The 24,552-nt window shown below is 42.3% G+C and carries 19 protein-coding genes; 11 read left to right on the top strand and 8 right to left on the bottom strand.

What is annotated here, in order from left to right; translation table 11 throughout:
• Nucleotides 1-3,226, bottom strand: a 3,226-nt coding sequence (locus DK188_RS20215; RefSeq protein WP_198673059.1) for a PKD domain-containing protein, incomplete at its 3' end; no start/stop codon positions are given.
• Nucleotides 3,227-3,783: 557 nt separating this feature from the next.
• Here DK188_RS20215 and DK188_RS20210 point away from each other — a divergent pair.
• A complete protein-coding gene (locus DK188_RS20210) occupies nt 3,784-5,217 on the top strand; it encodes an aldehyde dehydrogenase family protein (RefSeq protein ID WP_111672669.1) in 1,434 nt (477 codons plus the stop codon).
• A 3-nt stretch (nt 5,218-5,220) separates the two neighbouring features.
• Nucleotides 5,221-6,081, top strand: coding sequence for a prolyl oligopeptidase family serine peptidase (locus DK188_RS20205; RefSeq protein WP_111672668.1), 861 nt, complete (start codon nt 5,221-5,223; stop codon nt 6,079-6,081).
• A gap of 37 nt (nt 6,082-6,118) precedes the next feature.
• Here the strand turns inward: DK188_RS20205 and DK188_RS20200 are convergent, their stop codons facing one another.
• Together DK188_RS20200 and DK188_RS20195 are read right to left on the bottom strand one after the other, a co-directional pair.
• Nucleotides 6,119-6,352, bottom strand: coding sequence for a hypothetical protein (locus DK188_RS20200; RefSeq protein WP_111672667.1), 234 nt, complete (start codon nt 6,350-6,352; stop codon nt 6,119-6,121).
• Nucleotides 6,327-6,929 (bottom strand): RNA polymerase sigma factor, encoded by a 603-nt coding sequence (locus tag DK188_RS20195; protein WP_111672666.1) that lies wholly within the window; start codon nt 6,927-6,929, stop codon nt 6,327-6,329. The genes DK188_RS20200 and DK188_RS20195 overlap by 26 nt, the downstream gene beginning before the upstream one ends.
• Before the next feature lie 420 nt (nt 6,930-7,349).
• Here DK188_RS20195 and DK188_RS20185 point away from each other — a divergent pair, with 420 nt between their 5' ends.
• Genes DK188_RS20185 through DK188_RS20175 form a run of 3 tightly spaced genes read left to right on the top strand, consistent with a single transcriptional unit; the run spans nt 7,350 to nt 9,342 of the window.
• The gene (locus DK188_RS20185) at nt 7,350-7,694 is read left to right on the top strand and encodes a DUF3127 domain-containing protein (protein ID WP_111672664.1); all 345 of its coding nucleotides are present in this window, start codon (nt 7,350-7,352) and stop codon (nt 7,692-7,694) included.
• A 37-nt stretch (nt 7,695-7,731) separates the two neighbouring features.
• Nucleotides 7,732-8,184, top strand: a complete 453-nt coding sequence (locus tag DK188_RS20180; protein WP_111672663.1) for a hypothetical protein — start codon at nt 7,732-7,734, stop codon at nt 8,182-8,184.
• 51 nt (nt 8,185-8,235) lie between these two features.
• Nucleotides 8,236-9,342, top strand: a complete 1,107-nt coding sequence (locus DK188_RS20175) for a DUF4221 family protein (protein WP_111672662.1) — start codon at nt 8,236-8,238, stop codon at nt 9,340-9,342.
• Nucleotides 9,343-9,354: 12 nt separating this feature from the next.
• Here DK188_RS20175 and DK188_RS20170 read toward each other — a convergent pair whose 3' ends face one another.
• From DK188_RS20170 to DK188_RS20160, 3 genes are all read right to left on the bottom strand, one after another.
• Nucleotides 9,355-10,929 (bottom strand): Rne/Rng family ribonuclease, encoded by a 1,575-nt coding sequence (locus DK188_RS20170; protein ID WP_111672661.1) that lies wholly within the window; start codon nt 10,927-10,929, stop codon nt 9,355-9,357.
• 185 nt (nt 10,930-11,114) lie between these two features.
• Nucleotides 11,115-11,942 carry a tetratricopeptide repeat protein gene (locus tag DK188_RS20165; protein ID WP_111672660.1) on the bottom strand — a complete coding sequence of 276 codons (828 nt, stop codon included), beginning with the start codon at nt 11,940-11,942 and terminating at the stop codon, nt 11,115-11,117.
• Nucleotides 11,943-11,960: 18 nt separating this feature from the next.
• Nucleotides 11,961-12,269, bottom strand: coding sequence for an HU family DNA-binding protein (locus DK188_RS20160; RefSeq protein ID WP_111672659.1), 309 nt, complete (start codon nt 12,267-12,269; stop codon nt 11,961-11,963).
• Nucleotides 12,270-12,414: 145 nt separating this feature from the next.
• Between DK188_RS20160 and mutY the strand changes: the two genes are divergently transcribed.
• From mutY to DK188_RS20135, 5 genes are all read left to right on the top strand, one after another.
• A complete protein-coding gene (mutY, locus tag DK188_RS20155; RefSeq protein WP_111672658.1) occupies nt 12,415-13,467 on the top strand; it encodes an A/G-specific adenine glycosylase in 1,053 nt (350 codons plus the stop codon).
• Between the two features lie 44 nt (nt 13,468-13,511).
• Nucleotides 13,512-13,970: a single-stranded DNA-binding protein gene (locus tag DK188_RS20150; RefSeq protein ID WP_111672657.1), complete on the top strand. Its 459-nt coding sequence runs from the start codon at nt 13,512-13,514 to the stop codon at nt 13,968-13,970.
• 73 nt (nt 13,971-14,043) lie between these two features.
• Entirely contained in the window at nt 14,044-15,393 is a 1,350-nt protein-coding gene (gldE, locus tag DK188_RS20145; RefSeq protein WP_111672656.1) for a gliding motility-associated protein GldE, read from the top strand.
• A gap of 391 nt (nt 15,394-15,784) precedes the next feature.
• The gene (gltB, locus tag DK188_RS20140; protein WP_111672655.1) at nt 15,785-20,275 is read left to right on the top strand and encodes a glutamate synthase large subunit; all 4,491 of its coding nucleotides are present in this window, start codon (nt 15,785-15,787) and stop codon (nt 20,273-20,275) included.
• Between the two features lies 1 nt (nt 20,276).
• On the top strand, nt 20,277-21,749 hold the full coding sequence (locus DK188_RS20135) for a glutamate synthase subunit beta (protein WP_111672654.1): 1,473 nt from the start codon (nt 20,277-20,279) through the stop codon (nt 21,747-21,749).
• A 114-nt stretch (nt 21,750-21,863) separates the two neighbouring features.
• On the opposite strand, the gene DK188_RS20130 is transcribed toward DK188_RS20135, so the two are convergent.
• Together DK188_RS20130 and DK188_RS20125 are read right to left on the bottom strand one after the other, a co-directional pair.
• The gene (locus tag DK188_RS20130) at nt 21,864-22,265 is read right to left on the bottom strand and encodes a DUF4890 domain-containing protein (protein ID WP_111672653.1); all 402 of its coding nucleotides are present in this window, start codon (nt 22,263-22,265) and stop codon (nt 21,864-21,866) included.
• An 89-nt stretch (nt 22,266-22,354) separates the two neighbouring features.
• Nucleotides 22,355-23,692, bottom strand: a complete 1,338-nt coding sequence (locus tag DK188_RS20125) for an NAD(P)/FAD-dependent oxidoreductase (protein WP_111672652.1) — start codon at nt 23,690-23,692, stop codon at nt 22,355-22,357.
• Between the two features lie 143 nt (nt 23,693-23,835).
• Between DK188_RS20125 and DK188_RS20120 the strand changes: the two genes are divergently transcribed.
• Nucleotides 23,836-24,543, top strand: a complete 708-nt coding sequence (locus DK188_RS20120) for a YebC/PmpR family DNA-binding transcriptional regulator (protein WP_111672651.1) — start codon at nt 23,836-23,838, stop codon at nt 24,541-24,543.
• The last annotated feature ends 9 nt before the right edge of the window (nt 24,544-24,552 follow it).

Raw genomic sequence — 24,552 nt, 5'->3', positions numbered from 1 at the left:
GAACCGTCAACATTGGAGCTTCCGGGGTCTGAGGCTGAGCATTTATAGATGCTGTAGTAGTTCTCAAACAACCATCAGCAGTTTTTACGGTTACCGTATAAACTCCTGGATCAACTTCATTAAATACATTAGATGCCTGGAATACATTTGGCACAATAGAGTATGTAGCTCCATTAACTACTCCTACTGTAATCTTACCTTTTGCTACATCGCAGGTTGGCTGTACAAGCTCAATACTTACATCAAATGGAGTAGGGTATAAGATGTTCTCAATCCGGGTAACTGAAACAGCTGGATTCTGAGAATCAACTACAACTAACCTAATTTGGGTTGCGCTTTGATCTGCGTAGGTATGAACTGGATTAGCGTTATTACCCTCCAAATCAAAAACACCATTATTATCAAAATCCCACTTATAAGTATAAGATGGAACGCCCCCATTAACATCTGCATTAAAAGAGAATGTAGAACCAGTGTCTCCAAAACAAGAAGTGTATTCAATATCTGCGGAAAGTGGAGCTGAAACAAAAATCTCAGGTAAACATTCGCTTTGTGCAGGATTATAATCATTACAAACCTGAGGGGTTGAGTTGGCATTTGTAAGCCATACCACAAGGATATTTTCAAGTCTAAGTTCATCACCACATGTCCATCCATCAACTTGTTGAATAACACGGGTAACAACATTTCCATCACCAACATCAATTAATCCTAAAAAGGAATTCACCTGAATTGGGGTTGGGTCTTCTCCTATATACAGCTTGGCAAACAACCTAGTATTGTATCTTGCTGCATTAGAGTTTTGCTGAATCTGCACAGTAATAAAAACATCCTGCTGAACTCCATCCTCGCAAGTACCAGTAATTCTATTTCCGTTCGCATCACTCAAATAAACCGCTGGAAAGTTTAGATTATTTGTAGAGCAGTTAAAGTCAACTGGCTCACAAGGAGGAAAATCCTCTTGAACAATAATTGCAGCAGCCACTCTCGGACTCTCGCATCCGTTTTCATTTACTTCACTTACGTATTTAGTGAATTCGCCAAGATTAGCACTTGTTATTTCTGGTGTACCTGGCAATGGATTTTGATCACCTAATGAATTGTACCATCTTAAAGAGTTTCCTTGATTGGACTTATTTGCTTTGAAATTATAGTTTCCAGTGTTTCTAACTACAACAAAGGATAATCCTTCAGGAGTAGCAGGGGCATCTAAGGTACTCCCTATTGAATACGGTGCAGAGGAGGAACAATTGGTGCCTGTTGTTCTTGCAAATACTGTCCCGCTTGAATTAGCCGCCAATTCTGAAATTGTAATTACTCCGTTCGATGGAGTTAAAAGATTAGCAAAATCTGAGGTCAAGGAATACTGAACATTTGCCGCAGCAGTGAAGCTGATTGAACCCGTCGGAACCGAGCAGGTAGGCTGAACTTCCGTCAGGCTTGGCGCCGCAGGCACAGCATTCACTGTAATCTTCGCAGTATTCGAAGTAGCAGGCTTACAGTTGCCTGTAACAATTACATAATAATATCTATCGCCTAATACTGCCTCTGTGACAGGGGGTGTATAAGAAGAAGAAGTAGCTCCATTGATAAGGGTGCCGGTAGTCGTGTTGTTTTGGGTATTCACGTACCACTGATAAGTCAGTGTACCAGACCCAGCCGCAGTAACAGAAAGTGGTGCAACTGGAGTTTGACCTACACAATAGATAGCAGGATCTGGCTGATCTGAAAAAGTAATTGGTGTAAAATTACTGGTTATCTGAATTCGGTAATCTTCAACTTCACCATTCAAAGATGAACCATTTGATTCCAAACCACCAGCAGTGTTTATTCTAAACCGCATGTAAGTAAATCCAGCTTTCGCATCGCATGGCACAGGAATACTAATGTTTGTAGATACGCCAGTACCATTAACATTCCTGTTAACTACTACCTTTTCACCTTCATCCAAAAAGTCACCGTCGCCATTCCAATCGATCCAACCATTCACTTTTGCATCACCTGATGATGTAGTGGTTAGGGTAACAGTAGCATTACTACCAGCGGCAAATGTTGAAGGGAAAGTAACTCCATCTTCATCGTCTGGAGATTGATTATTATCATCCCCATTTGCTTGATTTCCAAAAGTAGCAGGAAAAGGACCAGCCTCAGTGTCGACTGTAGCGCCAAAACGTGGAAGAGAATTTCCTCTCACATGAGATGGAGCTCCATAAGTTGCAGGAGCATCACTAAAATCCAAATTGTCAACTGTAAAATCTGGCAAACAAGAAACATACAATGAGAAATATCTAGATTCCGAGCCAGCAGAAACTAAATTTTCAACACCGATTCTCCACTTGAAAGAACTTATGCCTACAAATTCAACCTGCATCATATTGGCATAAAGATCTCTCGGAAGATTATTGCCTCCTGCAGTTCTATTTTGCCCATCAGAATTTTGATATCGAATATTGAAAGGAGCTGGGTTGTTAGAAGTAATTTCAGCAATTCTTGAAGCAGCACCAGCACCAAAAGAAACATTAAGGTTCGATGAAATTGACTGAAACTCACGCTGTTGTGGATCACCATCAATATCGATTAAATACCCCGCAAAACTTGGAATTGTAATCGGTGTTGTGGTTCCAGAAACAACAAACTCAATATTGAAGGTAGCATAACCCAACCCGGCATTATTACTTCCGCCTCTCGTTGTAAAAATTGGTTGTAGAGCTTCATTATAACCTTGAGACGCTCCTGAATTACCATCGATATCAGCCAAGGTACCATTTACCAATTGCTCAATCGTAACTATAGCATCTACTTGAATTACACCAACGCCACTACTTGTTGGAATCCCACCAATAACCACATTAGGAAATCTATAGCTAGCTCCAACTGTAAGATTGGCAGCAGATCCAGGAATTCTTACCCCATTGCTGAACTGAAGATCTGCTTGGGAACTACAAAAACTCTCAAACTCAAGAGTTCGGGCAGATAATGGGGAACCCCCCCCCATTCGAGCGTTAACTTGGTTAGACTTTAATGCTCTGCCAGCTTCTTTTAAGTTAATGGTCGGTAGCTCATCACCAGATCCTTGGGATTGAGAAAAACCAAAATTTGGTATCGTCAAAAATAAACCGAGCCAAAATAGCAGTAAGGCAAAAAATCCCAGCTGGCCTTTTGCCCTTTTTAAAACACCAACTGTAGTGAATTGGGGGCTGATTTGACAATTGGATAAATGGTCCATATCGTATTATTTTAAAATTTTCGAGTCCGTAAACGTTTCGCGATAACTGGTATTTTTAATCTTCTATTGGAATAAATCCATTCAGGCTTGACTATTTATTTTGCCTAACCGCCTAAAACCAAATTTTATTCGTATTTCAAATTTTTTAATTCTGGGAAATCTTAGCCTTTTTAAGGAGGTCAGAGATCTTGCAATCACAATTATGTCATAAAAATACACTTTTATGTTTTTCATATCCAAGACAATTTCAAAAAAACTTTATACGTAATGCATTTTTTTTTATTTGAAATTATTTTTCTTGTCTGTTAAACGCCTTTTTGTTGAGTTTTTTTGGATTATTATTAAACAATATTTACCCTTTAGCTGAACTCATTCATTGTTGTTTCACTAAACTTCTTAGTTGAGTATTAGAAAAATATTCTGTGACAGTTAGCGATCAAAAAGAAGGTCTATTCTCCGTTCAATTTCTTGATCTATCTCAATTAGAAGCCTTATGTATTCCAATACAAAAATTCGTACTTGCAGACATTCCATTGTAAACACAATTGAACTCGCAGATGATAGATCCAATCCTAACACATACCAATAGCCTGTCTTTTACCAAACTATTCGAAAAACAGCAGAAGACAGCCTTACTCTGGAGATGCTCGACCCTTGAAGAACGATCTGCCCGATTGATCAAAATCCGTACTTGGATTGAAAAAAATCAAGATTTTATCCGTAAGTCACTTTGGGAAGATTTCAAAAAGCCTGTACCAGAGGTAGATCTTAGCGAAATATTCCCCGTTACTTCCGAAATCAACCATACCCTGAATAACCTAAAAAGCTGGATGAAACCTCAGGGGATTTCTACCCCTCTAGCCATGATTGGAACGAGTGCAAAGGTCTATTATGAACCCAAAGGTGTGGCCCTGATCATTTCCCCTTGGAATTTCCCATTCAACCTTACCGTAGGACCACTGGTTTCTGCATTGGCTGCGGGTTGCCCTGCGATTATAAAACCATCGGAACTCTCACCTGCTACCTCGGACTTGATCCAGAAAATGGTAAATGACCTATTTCAACCCGAAGAGGTGGCTGTTTTTTTGGGTGAGGCGGACGTTTCTCAGGAACTTTTAAAACTGCCATTTGATCATATTTTCTTTACCGGAAGCCCGGCAGTGGGAAAAATAGTTATGAAAGCTGCTGCTGAGCATCTTACTTCAGTCACTCTTGAACTGGGCGGAAAGTCACCAGCTATCATTGATGAATCCGCAGATCTCAATGACGCGGCAGGCAAATTGATCTGGGGAAAGTTTGTCAACTGTGGACAAACCTGCATTGCTCCGGATTATATTCTGGTCCATGAATCAAAAAAAGAACGATTGCTGATGGAATTGAAGGTTTTCATCCAAAAATACTATGATCCCGAATTCAAAGGAATAGAGAAATCCCAGGATTATGCCAGAATCATTGGCCCAAAACACTTCAATCGACTAAGAAGCTACCTGGCTGATGCTGTTTCCAAAGGAGCAACACTTGACTTTGGAGGTAAAATTGATGAATCCAATTGCTACCTGGAGCCCACCCTACTTTCCGGAATCAAGGATAATATGGATGTGTTTAATGAGGAGATTTTTGGGCCTATTCTCCCGATTTTGACCTTTTCCTCTTTGGAAGATGCGATAAACCTAATTAATTCGAAACCAAAACCCCTGGCACTTTATTATTTTGGCGAAAACATGAATTCCAAAAAGGTAATCCAGGAGACCAGCTCAGGGAATGTAGTCATCAACGACTGTGTACTCCATTTTCTTCACAACAATTTACCCTTTGGTGGAGTAAATAACAGTGGTATTGGAAAAGCACACGGGCACGCTGGCTTTTTAGCTTTCAGTAATGAAAAAGGAGTTTTGAAACAGCGGGTTGGTGTTAATAATGTTACGCTTTTGCGGCCACCCTATGGGATGAAGGCAAAAAATATCATTCAGTCCTTAATCAAATGGTTTTAAATAATGAAAAACAGTGTTTTTAAACTCCTTTCCATATTCAGTGTAGCGGCCATACTGTTTTTTAGCGCTTGCTCCTCAGATCCAGATCCGAATCCTGACTTCTTAGCAGCGAGAGACTTGCTGGATGAATCCTATGGATCAGATCCAAAGCAAACAATGGATGTATATCTGCCAGCAGGAAGGACTACATCCCAAACTCCGCTCCTTATATATATACATGGCGGTGGATGGATAGATGGAGATAAAAGCGAATTTCTCCAAGTCAAGTCCGTACTAGAAAGTGAATTTCCGGATTATGCATTCATTTCCCTCAATTATAGACTTTTCGATTTTACTACTGGAAGCAATGGCATATTAGAGCAAGAGCAGGATATCATCGCTGCATTCAACTACATAGAAAGTCAACTTTCAAATTGGACCATTTCGGATGATTTCATCATCTCAGGGGCAAGTGCAGGCGGGCATCTTGCCCTTCTTCATGCCTATAAAAATAACAACTCGGATCTCAAGGCTGCGGTGGTTTTCTTTCCTCCGACAGATTTGACCGAGCTGTATTCATTTAATAACATCACCACACTAGGCCTTACTGCACTTCTTGGTGGAACTCCTGTTTCTGCCGCCGAAAATTACGCCAACGCCAGTCCTGTCACCCATATTGATGCCAGTGATGTACCGACTATCTTTTTTCATGGAGATCAGGATGCGGTAGTCCCGATTAGTCAGAGTTTACTTCTTCAGGAAAAGCTGAAAGGTGTAAACGTCCGCCATCAATTGACCATCGTTCCCGGTCAGGGTCATGGTTTTACCCCACAGACCAATGCGATGCTTTTGAAAGAAGCCAAGGAGTTTATTGGAGAGTTTTAAAAGAAAAACCCCGACGATTGCCGGGGTTACCAATGCTTTAGACTTTTTGTAGTCCCGTAGAATGAGCCATTGATTTGATGGCGTTTACTACTTTCTCCGATGGTTGCAGACGGATCTGGTTCAATTGCTCTATCGTGCTCAGCATCTCTACGTATTCTTGCATCAGTGCTTGATCGCTATGCAAGGCTTGCATTAAGAGTTCTTGTTCTACCTCGGGCATTTCCTGGTAGATGTACCGTACCAGGTCATTTGGGGTAAATGATTTTATCATAGGCAAAGTTTAATTGTTTCATTTTCTTCCTAAGGTGGATCAGCGCGTATCGCATTCTCCCCAAAGCGGTATTAATACTCACTCCAGTCTGATCGGCGATTTCCTGAAAACTCATATCCAGATAATGCCGCATAACCAAAACCTCTTTTTGGGCTTCAGGGAGCTCTTCGATCAGTTTTTTGACCATTTCAAAGGTCTCTTCCTTCATCCGATGATCCTCGATGGATGCCTCTGCAAACATCAGCGAATTAAACAGATTGGACCCATCTTCCATCAGAATAGTGGGATAGCGTTTGGCTTTCCGGAAGTAATCAATGGCTAGGTTATGCGCTATTCTCATTAACCAAGGCTGAAATTTCCCCTCCTCACTATACCGATCTGAATGAATAGTCTGGACTACTTTTACAAATACATCCTGGAGCAAATCCTCTGCTACGGACTGATCCTTGACGATCAGATAAATTGTGGTAAAAACTTTACTTTGGTATCGATCTACTAAAAGATCAAAAGCCGCCTCGCTACCGTTTCGATACTGAGCGATCAATTCGCTGTCCTGTGGACCTATTCGCTTATTCATTTTAAGTTGGTTTATAAACAACGTAGAAGTCTAAGCCATAGTATCATTTAAAGTGTGAAAGAAATAAAAATCGAAAATTTGCCAGCGATTGTATTTTAAGCACTCAATCTAAGTGGATTTTTGGATACATGTCAAGTAATGGATCAAAATCAATAGGAAGTTTTGCAAATGAATATTTCTCAAACTATTCTATTTTAAAAACCAATTCCGGGAATACCCTATGGCCAATGATGGTGCCAAAAAATGTTAAAACAGAAAATTTTATAACCTCATTTCAACATGAAACAGCCCATTACAAAGCGCTCCAATAGTTCTCGGTAGATTTTATTGTTGGCCTTCCTTAAATAAACATCCACGCTTATTAGATGCCTTTTTCGTAGGCATTTCTTACCTTCGTAATCCTATCATGATAATATTAGTATGGATTTAAGCGGAAAAATAATCAGTCAATTACCCGAAGTAGGTGGTAATTCAAAAAGTGGAAATGCCTGGAGAAAGCAAGAATATATCCTGGAGACCGGCGGTCAGTATCCTAAAAAAGTCTGTGTTTCACTCTGGGGGGATAAGATTGACCAGTTTGGTTTGAAAATCGGAGAACAGGTGACTCTTGGGATCGATGTGGAAAGCAGAGAATACAATGGACGCTGGTACACTGAAGTGAAGGCCTACAAGGTAGACCGGACCTCAGGAGGAGGAGCACCTGCATCGATGCCTGAAGTAGACACCTTTTACTCTGAAAGTGAAGAAGACAAGCTTCCTTTCTAATAAATAGTAGTAGAATTCTTTTTAAACTAACTTTTAGATGTGGGACGATTTTGAAGAAAATGAAGAAGACGATGAGAGTGAATTTGACCCAAAAGCACATCGGGATCAGATTTACTCTCATCCCTTGATGAAAAAAGCGAGCGAGATTGTTTCGCTTACGCACGCTCTAGTTGGCAGTCTAGATGAAGCCCGCAAGGAGCTCTATGGGGGAATGATGATGGAAGATGCCACCTTAATAAGTGTCAAATTTGCCGGTGCGGAAGGGGTCAACGACTTCATTCTCAAAATGGAGAATGCTACCATTATGAAAGTGCATGCCCGGCATCTCAATTCCATGACCTATCAACTAGCATTAGAAGAAACCCATGCCGAGGAGCATCTAAACCTCCTTCGCGAAGCCATCGCAGAATTCAAGGTATTGTTTGTAGAATGGGTCAGAGGTTTTGATTCTGCGGACAGATACGACGATGGATGGGGACTTTTTATTTAGAGTTTTAGTTTAATCAAACGATTTTCCTCTTACTCAGAAAAACTCTTTAGGATGAAACGACTACTCTATCTCGCTCTAGCCTTTCTCACAGCAGCGTGCAATCAAAACAAAAAATCAGTTGTAATTCAGCAATTCGATCTTTACGAACTCATTGTAGATACACTTTTTCTTGAAAAAGATACGCTAACCAAGTATTTGGGAAGTGATTTTTACCACTTTCAAACCGATTCGGGTGAGGTATTGATGACATTCAATCAGCATCGGCTCTTGACTTATAGTTATCCAGAGGGTAAAATTCTAAACGCTGTAAAGTTTGAAATAGAAGGTCCAGATGGGATTGGAGGGTTTCTTACAGGAAATTTTATTGAGGGGAGTTCTATCTTTTTCCTTTCACAACAAAAGGAATTGATAGAGGCAAATCTCCAAGGAGAGGTAATCCAGCGATGGAAGTTCCCGGAGGTGTCCAATGAAAGATTGTATCACAATTACTCCACTTTTTTATTCAATAAAATTCAAAAATCAGGGGACAAGCTTTTTTTCACCGATGTGCCATACGTCTTTAAAGAAGGATTTACTGATTATGATAAGTGGGGCATCGTTTTCGACACTAAAAAAGAAGAATTCGATCATTTCCGTTTTCGGTATCCAAAGGAAGTACTTCAGTATACAGATGACGATCAGTTGGGGCTATTTAGCCATATATTTAATAGTCAAAGAGATGAACACTTGGTATCTTTCTCTATTTCAGATTCTTTGCTACAAATAAGGGACGGAAAGCAGACTTGGCATTATGCCGGATCGATTGAAAAACTGAAATTTTTAAAAGGTACCACTTCGCAGCAGGGAGAATACACCGTTTTCAATCCCAATCACGAAAGCAGTAAATATGAGGGACTCGACATTGATACTCATTCTAAAAAAGTATTGAGGACCGTAAGAATCAAAGGACCTACGATTGAAAATCCGCAACAGAAGAAGTACAAGTTATTAGTCTTAAACTACGATCTTACCAAAGAAGCGGAATTGCTTTTCGACCCAAATGAAATGGGGTCATACGGGTTCAATACGCCTGAGGGTTATGTGGTCCAACTTCATACAAAAACTACAGATGATTTGGTTTCTTTTGCTGTACTGGACTTTTCCAAAATCAACCCATAAAAAAAACGAGACTTATTCAGTCTCGCTTTTTACTTGTTGTAGTTCGATTTCCTCACCAGATTCATCTAGAAATCTGTATTCCGTCACGGGTAGGGAAGAATCTCTGATCAGTTTTATCCATTTGTAATACTTGAAAAACCACCTCATCCGCTGGCTAATCAGGCCTTGGGTGAAGTATGCGTGCAGATAGGGATGCAGCCCAATTTGAATGTTGGCCACATTTTGGATAGTGGCAATGTGCGCTAGGTCGTGCTCCAACTTGTCGGCGATCAGGATCGAAGCCTGAATTTTACCAGTACCGTTGCAAGCCGGGCAAGTTTCCTTAGTCACAATATTGACTTCCGGTCTTACCCGCTGTCGGGTGATCTGCATGAGCCCAAATTTGCTCAGCGGCAACACAGTATGCTTGGACCTGTCCAGTTTCATCTCTTGCATCATCACTTCGTAGATAGCCTTTTTATTTTCGGCCTTTTTCATATCGATGAAGTCTACGACGATGATACCTCCCATATCCCGGAGGCGGAGTTGTCTGGCAATTTCCTTGGCGGCGACCATGTTGGTTTTCAACGCAGTTGACTCCTGGTCGCTTTCCTGATTGGACTTATTGCCACTGTTGACGTCGATGACGTGCAAGGCCTCGGTGTGTTCAATGATGACATAGCCTCCCTGAGGTAGGCTCACCGTCTGTCCAAAAAGGCTTTTGATTTGCTTTTCGATTCCAAAATTTTCAAAGAGCTTAACTTTACCGTTGTAAAGCTTGACAATTTTTTCTTTTTCAGGCACGATTGTCCTGATGTAGGATCTGATCTGATCGTAGGTTGATTCTTCTTCTACGGTGATTGCGTCGAATGATTCGTTGAGCAGGTCTCTGATTAAGGAGGAAGCCATGCTCATCTCTCCGATGATTTTGTCCCGGCTCTTAGCTTTCAACAATTTTTTCATTCCCTCTTCCCAGGTATCGAGAAGATTGCGAAGGTCTTTATCAAGTTCCGTCACGGACTGTCCTTCAGCCACTGTTCGGATGATTACTCCGAAGTTGGCAGGTTTGATTGAATTGATGAGTCTGAGAAGTCTTTTGCGCTCGTCATTGCTGCGGATTTTCTTAGATACATTGACTGTATCTGAGAAGGGAACCAGCACCAAAAAACGACCGGGCAGAGAGAGCTCACAGGATAGTCGGGGTCCTTTTGTAGAAATGGGTTCTTTGACGATCTGAACCAATACTTGATTGGTCTTGGATAGAACTTTCTCGATTTTGCCGATTTTGTCTATCTCAGGTTCGTTTTCAAATCCTTTCAGCAGATAATTAGTGTAGTTGTTGTTGCGCACCATTTTGGTGAACTTCAACATCGAGTTGACATTTGGCCCCAGATCTTGATAGTGAAGAAAGGCGTCTTTCTCATAGCCTACGTCAATAAACGCAGCATTGAGACCGTTGACGATCTTACGTACCGTACCTAGGTAAATGTCACCTACTTTGAACTGATTGTCCATTCCTTCGGAATGAAGCTCCACCAGTTGCTTATCATGCAGCAGGGCAATCCGACTTCCGTTTTGAGCAGAATCGATTAACAATTCCGTACTCAAAATTTGGTCTTATAATGTAAATGAACGTGTTGTTTTGCTAAAAACAGGAAAAGAAGAAGTGTATTACTTCTTCTTATGTCTGTTTTTTCTTAGTCTTTTCTTACGCTTGTGCGTAGCGATCTTATGTCTTTTTCTTTTCTTACCGCAAGGCATAGTTTTTAGAATTTAAGGTTTATACTGATAATTTATAGCCTGTCAAGGTAGCTCTGAACACTCTCCAGAATCATAGGATCCTGTGTTATCTTCTTTACTTCCTCAAACTGAGCTTTTGCTTTATTCTTTTCGTTGGACTCAAAATAACTCACCGCAAGGTAAAATTGACCTTGGAGATTGTCTGGATGGTATTTGACCAATTCCTCAAATCGCTCGGCGGCTTTTTTGTATTGTCCGGATTGCATGGACAGAATTCCCATGTTGAACAGCCCATCCTCGTTTTGTGGATCCGCTTCGAGAATTTCCCGCATCATCGAGATCCCCTGCATTGGATTGGCCGAAGATACATAAGTCATAGCCACTTTGGTTTTCAAATCCAACCGGCTTGGATCTTTTTCCAAAACCTGATTGAGGTAAGTCCTCGTCGACGCTGCCAAATTCTCCACCTTGGTTTTGTCCAAAGCAAATGAAAAGGCTTCGTAGTAGGCTTTACCTGCATCTTCAATCAACCCCAAATCAGTAGGATTGAGTTCAACAGCTTCTCCCAAATAATAGGCAGCGCTGTCAAACAAACCTTCCTTTTGATAAATTTTAGCCAAATTTTTGGCGGCTTCGATTCGCTGGGAAGATTCACCTCCTGAGTTGAGGGTTGACTTCAACTCATCAGCTTGGGAGCGATTGTCAGAAGAAAGCTCATTCTCATGCATTTCAGTCACATCGGCAGCAGTTGTTTCTGCTGCATTAGGATCCGAGACTGTTGTAGTGCCTGCTTCATTGTCTACAACGACCTTTGGCAATGCATACAATCCCGCAACCGTGACGATTCCTAAAATGATGAGAATGAGCTGAGATTTTTTCATTTCAATTTAGCTCTAGACTTAGTCTTGAGGAGCCAATTCTTTGATCTTCTTGCTGTTTTTGATCTTCTCGATAAACACTTTAGAAGGCTTGAAAGCCGGAATGTAGTGCTCGTCAATAACGATAGCTGTATTTTTGGAGATATTTCGGGCGATTTTCTTAGCTCTTTTCTTATTGATAAAGCTGCCAAAACCTCTCACGTAAATGTTTTCTCCGTCTGCCATGGAATCCTTCACAACCTTGAAGAATGCCTCAACGGCTTGTGTCACATCATCCTTTTGGATTCCTGTTTTGTCTGAAATCTTGGTGATTACTTCTGCTTTTGTCACAGTGTTTTTAATTTAGAAATTACGAAATAAGCTTAACAACCTATTAACCAAGTGTTTTTGGGACTGCAAATGTACGAGAACCAACGCAATTAAAAAACATATTCAAAAAAATTACCTTGGTTTGCACCAGAAATAATTCATAAGAATGAACCATAAAACCACTGAATATCAAGCTTTTTCCTCACAAATAATTTCTTGGTATCGATCAAATCCCAGAGAACTTCCATGGAGAGGAGTCTCTGATCCCTATAAAATTTGGCTTTCAGAAATCATTTTGCAGCAGACTCGTGTGGCCCAGGGATTACCTTATTATTATGCTTTTTCAGAAACTTATCCTTCGGTAAAAGACCTAGCCTTGGCACCAGAGTCGGAAGTCTTGCGGCTATGGCAGGGTTTGGGATATTACAGTCGTGCCAGAAATCTCCACAGCTGCGCCAAATACATATGGAATGAGCTTGGAGGAAGGTTTCCGGACAATTACGAGAGCTTACTCAAACTAAAAGGAGTAGGAAGCTACACTGCCGCCGCAATAGCAAGTTTTGCATACGGAGAGGCCAAGGCCGTGGTCGATGGAAATGTCTTCCGTGTTTTGGCCAGATACTTCGGTATCCACATGGACATTGCTACTGGCAAAGCCAAAAAAGAGTTTGAATCCTTGGCAAACCAGCTCATTCCACCATCTAATCCTGGTGAATTTAATCAGGCAATGATGGATTTTGGGGCTAGACTGTGTGTGCCAAAAAATCCAGACTGCAGCAATTGCCCTCTTCAAGCTACTTGTTTTGCCTTTCAAAAAGGACTGGTCAAAGAACTGCCCGTCAAAATCAACAAAACAAAAGTAAAGGAGAGAAATCTCCATTATTATGTGATCCAATGCGGTCAGGACTATGTCTGGAATAAGCGAAAATCCGGAGATATCTGGGAAGGACTCCATGATTTCCCTCTTGAAGAAGACCTAATGAAGTTAAACCTCCCTACTTCCGAAGAGCCGCAGATTTTTCAAAAAAAATACCGACACCTTTTGTCGCATCAAAAACTGAATGCAAGTTTTTCCAAACTCGATATCCCCCTCGAAAAGTACCCGGAACTATCACAATGGTGTGAAGATGAGGGCTATCTATTGGTAGCAGAAAATGAAATCGAGTATTTGGCTAAACCCAAATTGATCGTCAATTTTTTGAACGATCAGGGGATTTGAGTAACTTCATGTCTTTCAATTTTTCAACCTAAACAAACACAATTATGGCAGGAGTAAACAAAGTGATTTTAGTAGGTAATCTAGGGGCTGATCCCGAAGTAAAGTACCTGGAAGGAGAAAAAGTTGTAGCCAAACTAAGGCTGGCAACCACAGAATCGTATAAGGACCGCAGTGGCAACCGAGTGGATCAAACTGAATGGCATGATCTTGAAATGTGGGACGGTCAGGCCAAAATCGCTGAGCAATACTTAAAAAAAGGATCTCAGATCTACGTAGAAGGGAAAATCAAAACCGATACTTGGCAGGATGAGCAGGGACAAAATAGATATCGGACCAAAATCAGAGTTCTCAGCTTCACCATGCTCGGAGGCAAACCTGAAGGTATGGGTTCCAGCCAGCCTTCAGCCGCAACTCCAAGCTCCAATCAGAAACCAGCCATGGCCAACACCAATTCTGCACCGGATCTGGTATTGGATGATACGGACGATGATTTGCCATTTTAATTGATTGTCTATTCCCCTGAAGTTGATTTTCAGGGGAATTGCTTAATTTTGTCACGAACATCCTCTCGCCTACATGGACGACCCCTATCCGAGTTACTATCTGATCGCACAGATTATCGAGCCATCATTTAGTTATTTCTTTTTCAATGGATTATTATTAGTACTTCTATTGATTGGGTCTGCGTTAGCTTCAGGTTCTGAAGTTGCCTTTTTTTCACTGACTAACGAGGAGATCGTTTCACTTCAGGAATCTGAACCGAATAAAGGTAGACAAGTAGCCAATCTACTGGCAAATCCCAAAAAATTATTGAGCACAATTCTTATCCTCAATAATCTTATAAACATCGGGATTGTCACGCTGACCACCTTTGTTACTTGGTCATTGTTCGGAATGAATGCCACCGGAATAGTGGTTATTTTGGTTCAAACAGTTGGAATCACTTTTGCCATCGTTTTCTTTGGAGAAATCGTCCCCAAAGTATACGCCAATCAAGCCAGAATATCTTTCGCTCTTTCTCTGGCTCCTATCCTTAGTTTTTTCTCTTCTATTCTAAAGCCATTTTCTTGGTTTCTGATGTCTTTCAGCAACCTCATCGAAAAGCGAGTGGAACAAAAAGGATATTCGTTATCGGTAGACGAACTCAACCAAGCACTCGAACTGACCACTGAAGACACTCCAGAGGAGGAAAAAGACATCCTCAAAGGCATCGTGAATTTTGGAACACTTACTGTGAAGCAAGTGATGCGCAGTAGAATGGACATCACAGCTATAGACGTGGAAATGGACTTTCACGAGTTGATGGACAAAATCAATAAAAGTGGCTATTCCAGAATCCCTGTATTTGAAGAAACCATCGACAATATCCTTGGGGTGTTATACATAAAGGATTTGCTACCCTTCATTGAAAAGGATGAGGATTTTGCCTGGAAAGATTTAATTCGAAACAGCTTCTTCGTTCCAGAGACCAAAAAGGTAGATGCCTTATTAAAGGACTTTCAAAAAATGCGGGTGCATATGGCCATCGTTGTGGACGAATACGGAGGCACCTCTGGCTTGGTGACTTTAGAGGATTTAATTGAGGAAATCATTGGGGAAATCAATGATGAATTTGACGACACCAACGATATATTCTTTCAGGAAATCGATACGAACACCTTTGTTTTTGAGGGAAAAGTCTCCCTGAATGATTTCTGCAAAAAACTGGAAATTGACTCGCAGCTCTTTGAAGAAGTAAAAGGGGAAAGCGAATCGCTTGGGGGCTTGCTCCTCGAGTTAAACTCCAAATTGCCGAAGAATGGCACTAAAATTCAATTTGAAGATTTTGAGTTTACGGTTTTGGCAGTAGACGCACGGAAAATCAAAAAAGTCAAAGTCTACTTTAACAAAGGGGAAAAAGACAGTACCGCTCCTTTTACAGACTAATTTTCATTTTCAGCTTATTTCGTATTTTTATCATTTTTCAGAATTATATTTTGTTTTTCTGATTTTCATATTTAAAGCCCGCTATCCGGTTTCATTTCCTGAAATAAAAATCTTCAAAAAATTTCATTTTTTTTTAAAAAAACCAGATTATGCGTTTTTCACACGTTTTTATAAAAAACTGGTTCCAAAAAATATATAAATGGGAATAATTGCATGAAATAATTTTCATTTTTAGCCTAAATAGCACCCAAATTAATTTTGCTGAAAATTTAATAATGTCTGTTTTTATCAATAATACTTCACAATAACCCCCCGTTTTTTGCCTTAATTTTAACAAAAGAATTTTTTTTTGTAATTTTTGGAAATTTTGAACCTATTAAATCAAATAAGAATGCAAGAAGGTTTGTATCGATCGGAGTTTGAGCATGACTCCTGCGGTATTGGTGCGGTGGTCGATTTGAGCAACATCCCAACTCATGAGACCATCAGCGATGCCTTATATATGCTGAGTAATATGGAGCACCGTGGCGGTAGAGGGTCTGATCCCAAAACCGGAGACGGAGCCGGTATTTCTATTCAAGTTCCTCATCAATTCCTGAAAGACGTCACCGCACGTACGGAAATCAATCTTCCTGAGCCGGGCTACTATGGTGTGGGCATGACTTTCTTCCCAAAGAATAAGCAGCTCTATCACCGATCGAAAGAAATGTTAAATTCACTTATATCTGAGATGGGCTTCGACCTCATCGGATATAGAGAAGTACCTGTGGATGAAACCATCCCTGGATCAGGTGCTTTGGAAGTGATGCCGAATATTGAGCAGCTTTTTGTAAGCCACAAAGATGGACTGACCGGAATCGAATTGGAGCGAAAACTGTATGTCCTACGAAACTTTGCCACCTCTGAAATCAACACTAAAATACCAGGGGTAAATCATTCCTTCTATTTTGCGAGTTTAAGCAGCCTGACGCTTATTTATAAGGGGCAGCTACGCACAGATCAGGTTCTAGCTTTTTACAGAGATCTTCAAAACCCTCGGATCGAGTCAGCCTTTGCTATCGTACACTCCAGGTTTTCGACCAACACCTTCCCAAACTGGAGACTTGCGCAGCCTTTTCGGTTTCTCTCTCACAATGGTGAAATAAACACCATTCGCGGTAATCTCAACAAGATGAAATCCAAGGAGGCCTTAATGAAATCCAAATTCTTCAGTGATGAGGAACTGGCCAAACTCATGCCTATCACCAACAAGCTCAATTCAGATTCAGCCAACCTTGACGCTATGGTTGAGCTCTTGACGCTCAGCGGTAGATCTTTGCCTCACGCCATGATGATGCTTGTACCTGAGGCTTGGCAGGATAACCAAGTGATGGATCGGGATAGAAAAGCTTTCTATAAATTCCACGCCTCCCTCGTTGAGCCTTGGGATGGTCCTGCAGCTTTGCTTTTTACTGATGGCAAATCAGTAGGCGCAACGTTAGACCGAAATGGACTTCGGCCACTTCGTTATTTCATTACAAAAGACAATCGTCTGGTACTTTCCTCAGAAGCAGGAGCATTGCCTATTCGAGAGGCCACGATCACTGAAAAAGGCAGGATAAGTCCGGGCAGAATGCTTTGGGCTGACCTTGAAAAAGGTCGTGTACTCTTCGACGAAGAGGTCAAAGGTGAAATCTGTAGTCGACAGCCTTATGAAAAGTGGGTCAATGAACAGCGAACAAAACTCAGATTTGTCCCAGATCCTGAAGAGCTTTCCCATCCTTATTCTACAGAGAATATCAAAAAGTGTCAAACCGTGTTCGGATACACCTCAGAAGAGCAGAAGGTAATACTTGGGCCTATGGGAGACACGGGATACGAGGCTATCGGATCGATGGGTGCGGATACACCGCTCGCCGTGCTTTCCAAGCAAAGTCAGCATATCTCGAATTATTTCAAGCAGCTATTTGCACAGGTAAGTAATCCGCCAATTGACCCAATTAGAGAGCGTTTGGTGATGTCCCTGTTTACCCGAATCGGTGAAGGACATAATATCTTGGAAGAAAGTCCTCAGCATACCAAGCAAATTCATATTTCTCAACCAGTGCTTCTAAATGAAGACTTGGAGAAAATCACCAGAATGGAACATTTGGGTTACCGAACCCAAAAATTATACGGCCACTTTGTGGCGGATCATAAGCCTGGGAGATTACTTGAGTCTTTGGACAGGCTGTGCAAGGAGGCCGAAGAGGCTGTATATGCAGGAAAGAATGTGCTGATTATCTCTGATAGAATGAGCTCTGAGGAAATGGCACCGATACCATCTCTTTTGGCGATCGGGGCAGTGCACCAGCATCTGGTGATCAAGAAAATCCGAACCCGAGCAGGCCTTGTACTGGAATCAGCAGATATCCGGGAGGTTCACCATTTTGCCCTTGCGATTGGTTATGGTGTATCTGCCATCAATCCTTACTTGGCCTTGGAAAGCCTACTGGATATGTTTGAAAAAGGTCAACTGAAAAAAGTAAAAGACCAAAGCACTCTGTTTTCAAACTATCAAGACGCGGTTGGAAAAGGTCTTTTGAAAGTTCTTTCCAAAATGGGTATTTCTACCCTCCAGTCGTATCAGGGTGCTCAGATATTTGAAGCCATCGGATTAGGACCAGAAGTAATTGACCGTTGCTTCAAAGGCACCATTTCCAGAATAAGCGGGGTATCCTTTGACGATTTGGCTGAGGAAGTCCTTACCAGACATCATGCTGCCTACGATACCACCAGTCCAATATTGGAAACAGGTGGGGTCTATCAGTGGAAAAGGCGTGGTGAAAAACACATGTTCAATCCTGAAACCATCCACCTGCTGCAGAAATCAACACGGCTTGGTGATTTTGAACTTTACAAGAAATTTGCTGCCAAAATCAACGAGCAGACGAAAGATGCACTGACCTTAAGAGGTCTTTTTGAATTCAAAAAACGAATCAGTGTTCCCATCGAGGAGGTAGAACCTGCAGAAAATATCATGAAGCGTTTTGCGACTGGAGCTATGTCTTTTGGTTCGATTTCGCATGAAGCGCATACCACATTGGCCATCGCCATGAATCGAATTGGCGCAAAGAGCAATTCAGGAGAAGGGGGTGAAGATGAAGTGCGCTACGACAAAAAACCAAATGGTGACTGGGAACGCTCTGCAATCAAGCAGGTGGCTTCAGGTAGATTTGGTGTGACCAGTCATTACCTGACCAATGCTGCAGAGCTCCAGATTAAAATGGCGCAAGGTGCGAAACCCGGAGAAGGGGGACAGCTTCCAGGTCACAAAGTGGACGAATGGATTGGAAGAGTACGGCATTCTACCCCAGGGGTGGGATTGATTTCTCCACCTCCACATCACGACATCTACTCTATTGAGGATCTGGCGCAATTGATATTTGATTTGAAGAACGCAAACAGAAGCGCACGAATCAACGTCAAACTGGTGTCTCAAGCAGGAGTCGGTACTGTAGCTGCAGGTGTAGCCAAAGCCGCTGCTGATGTGATTCTAATCTCTGGTGCAGATGGGGGAACAGGAGCTTCTCCCTTGAGCTCGATCCGACATGCAGGCCTACCTTGGGAACTGGGTCTGTCTGAGGCACATCAGACTTTGGTGAAAAACAACCTGAGAAGCCGTGTCGTTTTACAGACTGACGGACAATTGAGAACAGGTAGGGATTTGGCAATCGCCACACTATTGGGTGCCGAGGAATGGGGAATCGCTACCGGAGCTTTGGTGGTTGAAGGTTGTATCATGATGCGTAAGTGTCACTTGAATACTTGTCCGGTGGGCATTGCTACGCAGGATCCTGAACTTCGAAAACTATTTACAGGAGATCCTGAGCACGTGGTGAATTACTTCAAGTTCTTAGTGCAGGACCTACGAGAGATTATGGCATCCCTTGGATTCAGGACTGTCGACGAAATGGTCGGTCAAAGCCAAGTCCTCCAATCTACGGGACATTTGAACCACTGGAAATGGGACAAAGTGGACTTATCGCCGATTTTCCACAAAGTGGAAGTTCCCGATCATGTAGGAATCCACAAACAAATCGATCAAGAGTTTGAGCTCGAAAGAGTCTTGGATCGGCAGTTGATCAAAACAGCAACTCCAGCTCTAGAGCAAGCTATCCCTGCAAGTGGCAATTTCCAGATCAAAAATACCGATCGCTCGGTCGGAGCGATGCTTTCTAATGAGATTTCTAAAATCTACGGCGGTGTTGGATTACCTGAAGATACTGTTCATTTCAAATTCCATGGATCTGCAGGTCAGACCTTTGGAGGCTTCTTAGCTAAAGGAGTCAATTTCGAACTGGAGGGAGAAGCGAATGATTACTTCGGTAAGGGACTCTCAGGAGGAAAACTAATCGTCTATCCAAGCAGAAATGCACGTTTTGTTCCAGAGGAAAATATCATCATCGGGAATGTGGCATTCTATGGTGCCACTTCAGGGGAGGCCTATATCAACGGCAAAGGTGGAGAACGTTTCTGTGTGAGAAATTCAGGAGTGAAAACAGTCATCGAGGGAATCGGAGATCACGGTTGTGAATACATGACTGGAGGACTGGTCATCAACCTCGGTGAAATCGGTCGAAACTTCGCAGCAGGGATGAGTGGCGGAATAGCCTATGTTCTCAAGGATTACATCACAGAGATCAATACCGAAATGGTAGACATCGATATCCTGGAGGAAGAAGACTTTGCCACTATCAAAGCCTACCTAAAGCGCCACGTAAAACTCACGAATAGTGGCCTTGGACAGCGGTTTTTGGATGGATGGGATCAGATGAAGGAGCAGTTTATCAAAGTGATTCCTAGAGATTATAAAGCCGTATTGCAAAAGAGATCACAAGAACAAGCTAAAACATTGGTGTAAGATGGGAGCGAAAGAAGGATTTATACAATTCAAAAGAGAAACACCAGTCAGTCGGGATCCTAAAGAAAGAACCGGCGACTATCAAGAAATATATCAGCCATTTTCTGAAGAAAAACTGAATCATCAAGCGGCGCGATGTATGGACTGTGGGATACCGTTTTGTCACAATGGTTGCCCACTAGGAAATGTCATTCCAGAGTTTAATGATGCGGTCTATAATCAGGAATGGGAGCAGGCAATCAGTATTTTGCGAAGCACAAATAACTTTCCTGAGTTTACAGGCAGAATCTGTCCTGCACCTTGCGAAGCTAGCTGCGTGCTTGGAATCAACAAAGATCCGGTTGCAATTGAGCTGATTGAGAAAAGTATCGCCGAGAAGGCCTATGAATTAGGTTTGATCAAAGCAAACCCTCCGAAAAAAAGAACCGGAAAGAAAGTAGCCGTAATAGGCTCAGGACCAGCCGGACTAGCTGCTGCGGATCAACTGAATCAGGCAGGTCATGTAGTCACCCTTTTTGAGAAAGATGCAAAAGTTGGTGGGCTGTTACGCTATGGAATCCCGGATTTCAAACTTGAAAAATGGGTCATTGACCGTAGAGTAGCACTGATGGAAGAGGAGGGGGTCATCCTGTCCACCAATACCGAAATCGGTACAACAATCCAAGCAGATGAGATTCTGAAGAACTTCGATGCGGTGGTATTGTCCACAGGAGCTGCACAGCCCAGGTCTTTGAACATCAAAGGAGATCAGTTAAAAGGCGTTCATTTTGCCATGGAATTCCTAGGCAAGCAAAATCAGGTCATCGCTGGGGAAATTCATCAAAATCCAATTTCGTCCAAAGGAAAACATGTCATTGTCATCGGTGGTGGAGATACGGGTAGCGACTGCATCGGCACTTCCAACCGACATGGTGCCGCCTCGATTACTCAGCTTGAACTATTGCCAAAACCTCCAAAACAAAGAACTGTTCTTAACCCTTGGCCTGAGTGGCCGATGACATTGAAGACTTCAAGCTCCCACGAAGAAGGTGCTGAGCGGATTTTCTCCATTCTTACCAAAGAGTTTACAGGCAATGAAGCAGGTGAAGTCACCGGACTGACCTTGGTAGATATTGAATGGAAGGAAAAAGGGGGTCGGATGACCTTTGAGGAAATATCCGGCACAGAGCGTACGGTCCCTTGTGATCTCGCTTTCATTGCGATTGGGTATTTGGGTCCTGCTCAAAATGGCCTTTTGCAGGCATTTGGTGCAGAAACTATGGAAAACAGTCTTCCGAAATCAAAAAATTATCAAAGTACAAATTCCAAAGTATTCCTTGCCGGAGATATGCGCCGAGGCCAGTCATTGGTTGTATGGGCCATATCTGAAGGTAGAGAAGCTGCGGTCAAAGTGGATGAATACCTGATGGGTACATCTTCCCTACCGATGAAAGACGAGTCTTTCTTCCAGGTAGAAGAGCAAATCGCGGGATAATGTCAAGGCCATCCCCTTTGGGTTTGCCCTGACGTACCAATAGTACCCTGTTTAGTTGACCCACCTGCGATATAGAAAGCCACCTTTTGGGTGGCTTTCTTCATTTGGATTGGATTAGTTTCCTCGACCCTGTCGGGGCAATTCATCCCTGCCATGTACCTGTCCTTGTGACCTTCTTTTTTCCCGGTTCTCCATTTTGATTTCTTCCCACTTTGAGCGTTGCTCGTCTGTGAGAATAGCTTTGATTTTTTCCTCGTGAGCCTTCATCTGCGCTGATCGTTGCTTTCGTTGGTCCATTTCATGGTCTATCTCAGCTTGTCTGATTTTAGCTTGATCAAGGTTTAATTCCAGTATCTGTGATTTTTGCTCTTCAGAAAGCTCCAGTTCGGTCGCCATTTTTTCTGTTACTTTTTTAGCCCGTTCTTCAGGATTTACCTGACCCCTTTTTCCCTGCTGCGCTGCTACTTGCAAAGTGGTACCTACCAACAATGCTGCCCCAATGATCCATGTTTTCATATTCTATTTTGGTTTTGTTTCGGAATTTAGACCGCTCATTTCCTGGCAGGTTTAATCCTCTACAGAATCAAATTGTTAATGAATCTTAATCAGGAGCTTTTTTCCTCGATCAGCTCTTTTCGTTCTGAGGCCCTTACATACTTGGGCTTAATCAGCAGCCTGAGACTTGGATCAAAGCTTAGGTAGTTCCAACTCCAATCCAGGAAAATGAATAGCTTATTCTTTACGCCAAGTATTGCCATTAAATGAACAAAAAGCCAAGTCATCCAAGCTAGCAGGCCTTGAAACTTAATAAATGGCAAATCTACTACTGCCAATTTCCTTCCAACAGTGGCCATCGAACCGAGATCCTTATACCGAAACGGCACCAGATCCTTTCCCGAGACAGTCCTAAAGAGATTCTTGGAAAGATTCTTTGCTTGTTGGATGGCTACTTGGGCGACTTGCGGATGGCCCTTGGGAAATTCCCCGCCCGGAAGCAAGCATTGATCTCCCAAAACAAATACCCCCTCGGCATCTAGTAGCTGATTGAATTCATTGACGAGCATGCGCCCATTTCCGGCATAGTGACTTTGGTCAAAACCTTCGATTCGGTTGGGCTTAATCCCCGCGGCCCAAAGCAAAGTCTGCGTCTGAATTGGCTCCTTACCTTCCAGCAATACAAGCTTTCCGTCATAATCTTGAACTTTGGTACTGAGTAAAACCTCCACCCCCAGCCTGTTTAGGTAATCCAAAGCGTGACTTTGAGCTTCGGCTGACATCGAAGCAAGAAGACTTGCTCCAGCTTCGATCAAAACCACTTTCATATTCTTGAAGCTGAGTTCGGGATAATCTTTTGGAAAAACATTATTTCTTAACTCCGCCATCGCGCCGGCCAATTCCACCCCAGTTGGACCACCTCCCACGATAACCATATTCATCAGCGACTTGCGATCCTCCATCTTAGAGATCGTAATTGCCCGCTCATAATTGGAAATAATCTTGTTGCGGATGTACAGCGCCTCAGAGACTGTTTTCATCGGAGAGGAGTAATATTCAATATTTTTTGCTCCGAAATAATTGGTATCAGCTCCCATGGCCAAAACCAAAAAATCATAGTCGATGTAGCCAATATCCGTGTAAAGCCTCTTTGCCGCAGCATCCACTCTTTCGGCCTCAGCCATTCTGAAACTCACATTAGGTGTGCTATGGAAAATTTTTCGAAGCGGAAAAGAAATCGCGCTAGGCTCCAATCCAGCCGTCGCTACTTGATAAAATAGAGGCTGAAACTGGTGGTAGTTATTTTTATCCAAAAGCACTACTTGAAAAGCACTGTTTCTCAGCTCTCTGGCGAGCTTGAGCCCTGCAAATCCTGCTCCGACAATAACTACTTTTGGAAGATTCAGCTTTGGAAGATTGGGAATAGGTTGATCGCTGGATGGAATCATAGCATGTCTGATTTTCTATTTATACGACAGACTTGACTTTAAGAGCACATGTTTTTAGAAAAAATACACCTTACAGTAAAAAAACTTGGGGTTCGGCTAAGTGAAAAGAATTGTTAATTTTGCCCACCTGAAAAAACATAGCCATGGGAAGAGCATTCGAATTCCGAAAAGAACGAAAGTTTAAACGTTGGGACAAAATGTCCAAAGTTTTCACCCGCTTGGGAAAAGAGATAGTGATGGCGGTCAAAGCTGGAGGACCTGACCCAAACAGTAATGCAAAGCTTCGAACAGTCATCCAGAATGCCAAAGGCGCCCAAATGCCTAAAGATCGAATCGAAGCTGCGATCAAGCGTGCCTCCAACAAAGACGAAAAAGACTATGAAGAAATCGTCTATGAAGGTTATGGCCCTTTTGGAATCGCATTTATCGTCGAGACCTCCACAGACAATACCAATCGCACTGTAGCCAATGTTCGCTCCTACTTTTCAAAAGCCGGCGGCGCACTGGGTACTTCAGGCTCTGTGAGCTTCATGTTTGACAGAAAAGCCGTGTTCCGGTTTGAAAAGGCTAACTATGATTTGGAAGAATTGGAGCTTGAACTCATCGACTCTGGACTGACTGAGATCGCAGAAAATGAAGGTGAAATCTTCGCCTACACGGAGTTTGAAGACTTTGGAACCATGCAAAAAGCCTTGGAAGACAGAGGCATTGAAGTTATTTCGGCTGATTTCCAGCGCTTCCCCACTACCTTGACGGAATTAACTGAAGAACAGGAGGAAATCATCCACAAACTCATCGACCGTCTGGAAGAAGATGACGATGTCAACCAAGTATTTACTAACATGGCCTAGGTTCATCCC

Origin of the sequence: Algoriphagus litoralis, assembly GCF_003259255.1 — a bacterium.
Classification (GTDB): Bacteria; Bacteroidota; Bacteroidia; order Cytophagales; family Cyclobacteriaceae; genus Algoriphagus; species Algoriphagus litoralis.
The sequence above is the reverse complement of the archived record's forward strand: the minus strand, read 5'-3'. Positions and strand labels throughout refer to the sequence as shown.

What these genes read in the sequence shown, in the direction of transcription:
- DK188_RS20135 (WP_111672654.1), top strand. Translation starts at nt 20,277, where the DNA reads ATGGGAGCGAAAGAAGGATTTATACAATTCAAAAGAGAAACACCAGTC.
- DK188_RS20125 (WP_111672652.1), bottom strand. Translation starts at nt 23,692, where the DNA reads ATGATTCCATCCAGCGATCAACCTATTCCCAATCTTCCAAAGCTGAAT.
- DK188_RS20200 (WP_111672667.1), bottom strand. Translation starts at nt 6,352, where the DNA reads ATGATAAAATCATTTACCCCAAATGACCTGGTACGGTACATCTACCAG.
- DK188_RS20130 (WP_111672653.1), bottom strand. Translation starts at nt 22,265, where the DNA reads ATGAAAACATGGATCATTGGGGCAGCATTGTTGGTAGGTACCACTTTG.
- DK188_RS20175 (WP_111672662.1), top strand. Translation starts at nt 8,236, where the DNA reads ATGAAACGACTACTCTATCTCGCTCTAGCCTTTCTCACAGCAGCGTGC.
- DK188_RS20120 (WP_111672651.1), top strand. Translation starts at nt 23,836, where the DNA reads ATGGGAAGAGCATTCGAATTCCGAAAAGAACGAAAGTTTAAACGTTGG.
- mutY (WP_111672658.1), top strand. Translation starts at nt 12,415, where the DNA reads ATGAACCATAAAACCACTGAATATCAAGCTTTTTCCTCACAAATAATT.
- DK188_RS20150 (WP_111672657.1), top strand. Translation starts at nt 13,512, where the DNA reads ATGGCAGGAGTAAACAAAGTGATTTTAGTAGGTAATCTAGGGGCTGAT.
- DK188_RS20205 (WP_111672668.1), top strand. Translation starts at nt 5,221, where the DNA reads ATGAAAAACAGTGTTTTTAAACTCCTTTCCATATTCAGTGTAGCGGCC.
- DK188_RS20185 (WP_111672664.1), top strand. Translation starts at nt 7,350, where the DNA reads ATGGATTTAAGCGGAAAAATAATCAGTCAATTACCCGAAGTAGGTGGT.
- DK188_RS20210 (WP_111672669.1), top strand. Translation starts at nt 3,784, where the DNA reads ATGATAGATCCAATCCTAACACATACCAATAGCCTGTCTTTTACCAAA.
- DK188_RS20195 (WP_111672666.1), bottom strand. Translation starts at nt 6,929, where the DNA reads ATGAATAAGCGAATAGGTCCACAGGACAGCGAATTGATCGCTCAGTAT.
- DK188_RS20165 (WP_111672660.1), bottom strand. Translation starts at nt 11,942, where the DNA reads ATGAAAAAATCTCAGCTCATTCTCATCATTTTAGGAATCGTCACGGTT.
- gldE (WP_111672656.1), top strand. Translation starts at nt 14,044, where the DNA reads ATGGACGACCCCTATCCGAGTTACTATCTGATCGCACAGATTATCGAG.
- DK188_RS20180 (WP_111672663.1), top strand. Translation starts at nt 7,732, where the DNA reads ATGTGGGACGATTTTGAAGAAAATGAAGAAGACGATGAGAGTGAATTT.
- gltB (WP_111672655.1), top strand. Translation starts at nt 15,785, where the DNA reads ATGCAAGAAGGTTTGTATCGATCGGAGTTTGAGCATGACTCCTGCGGT.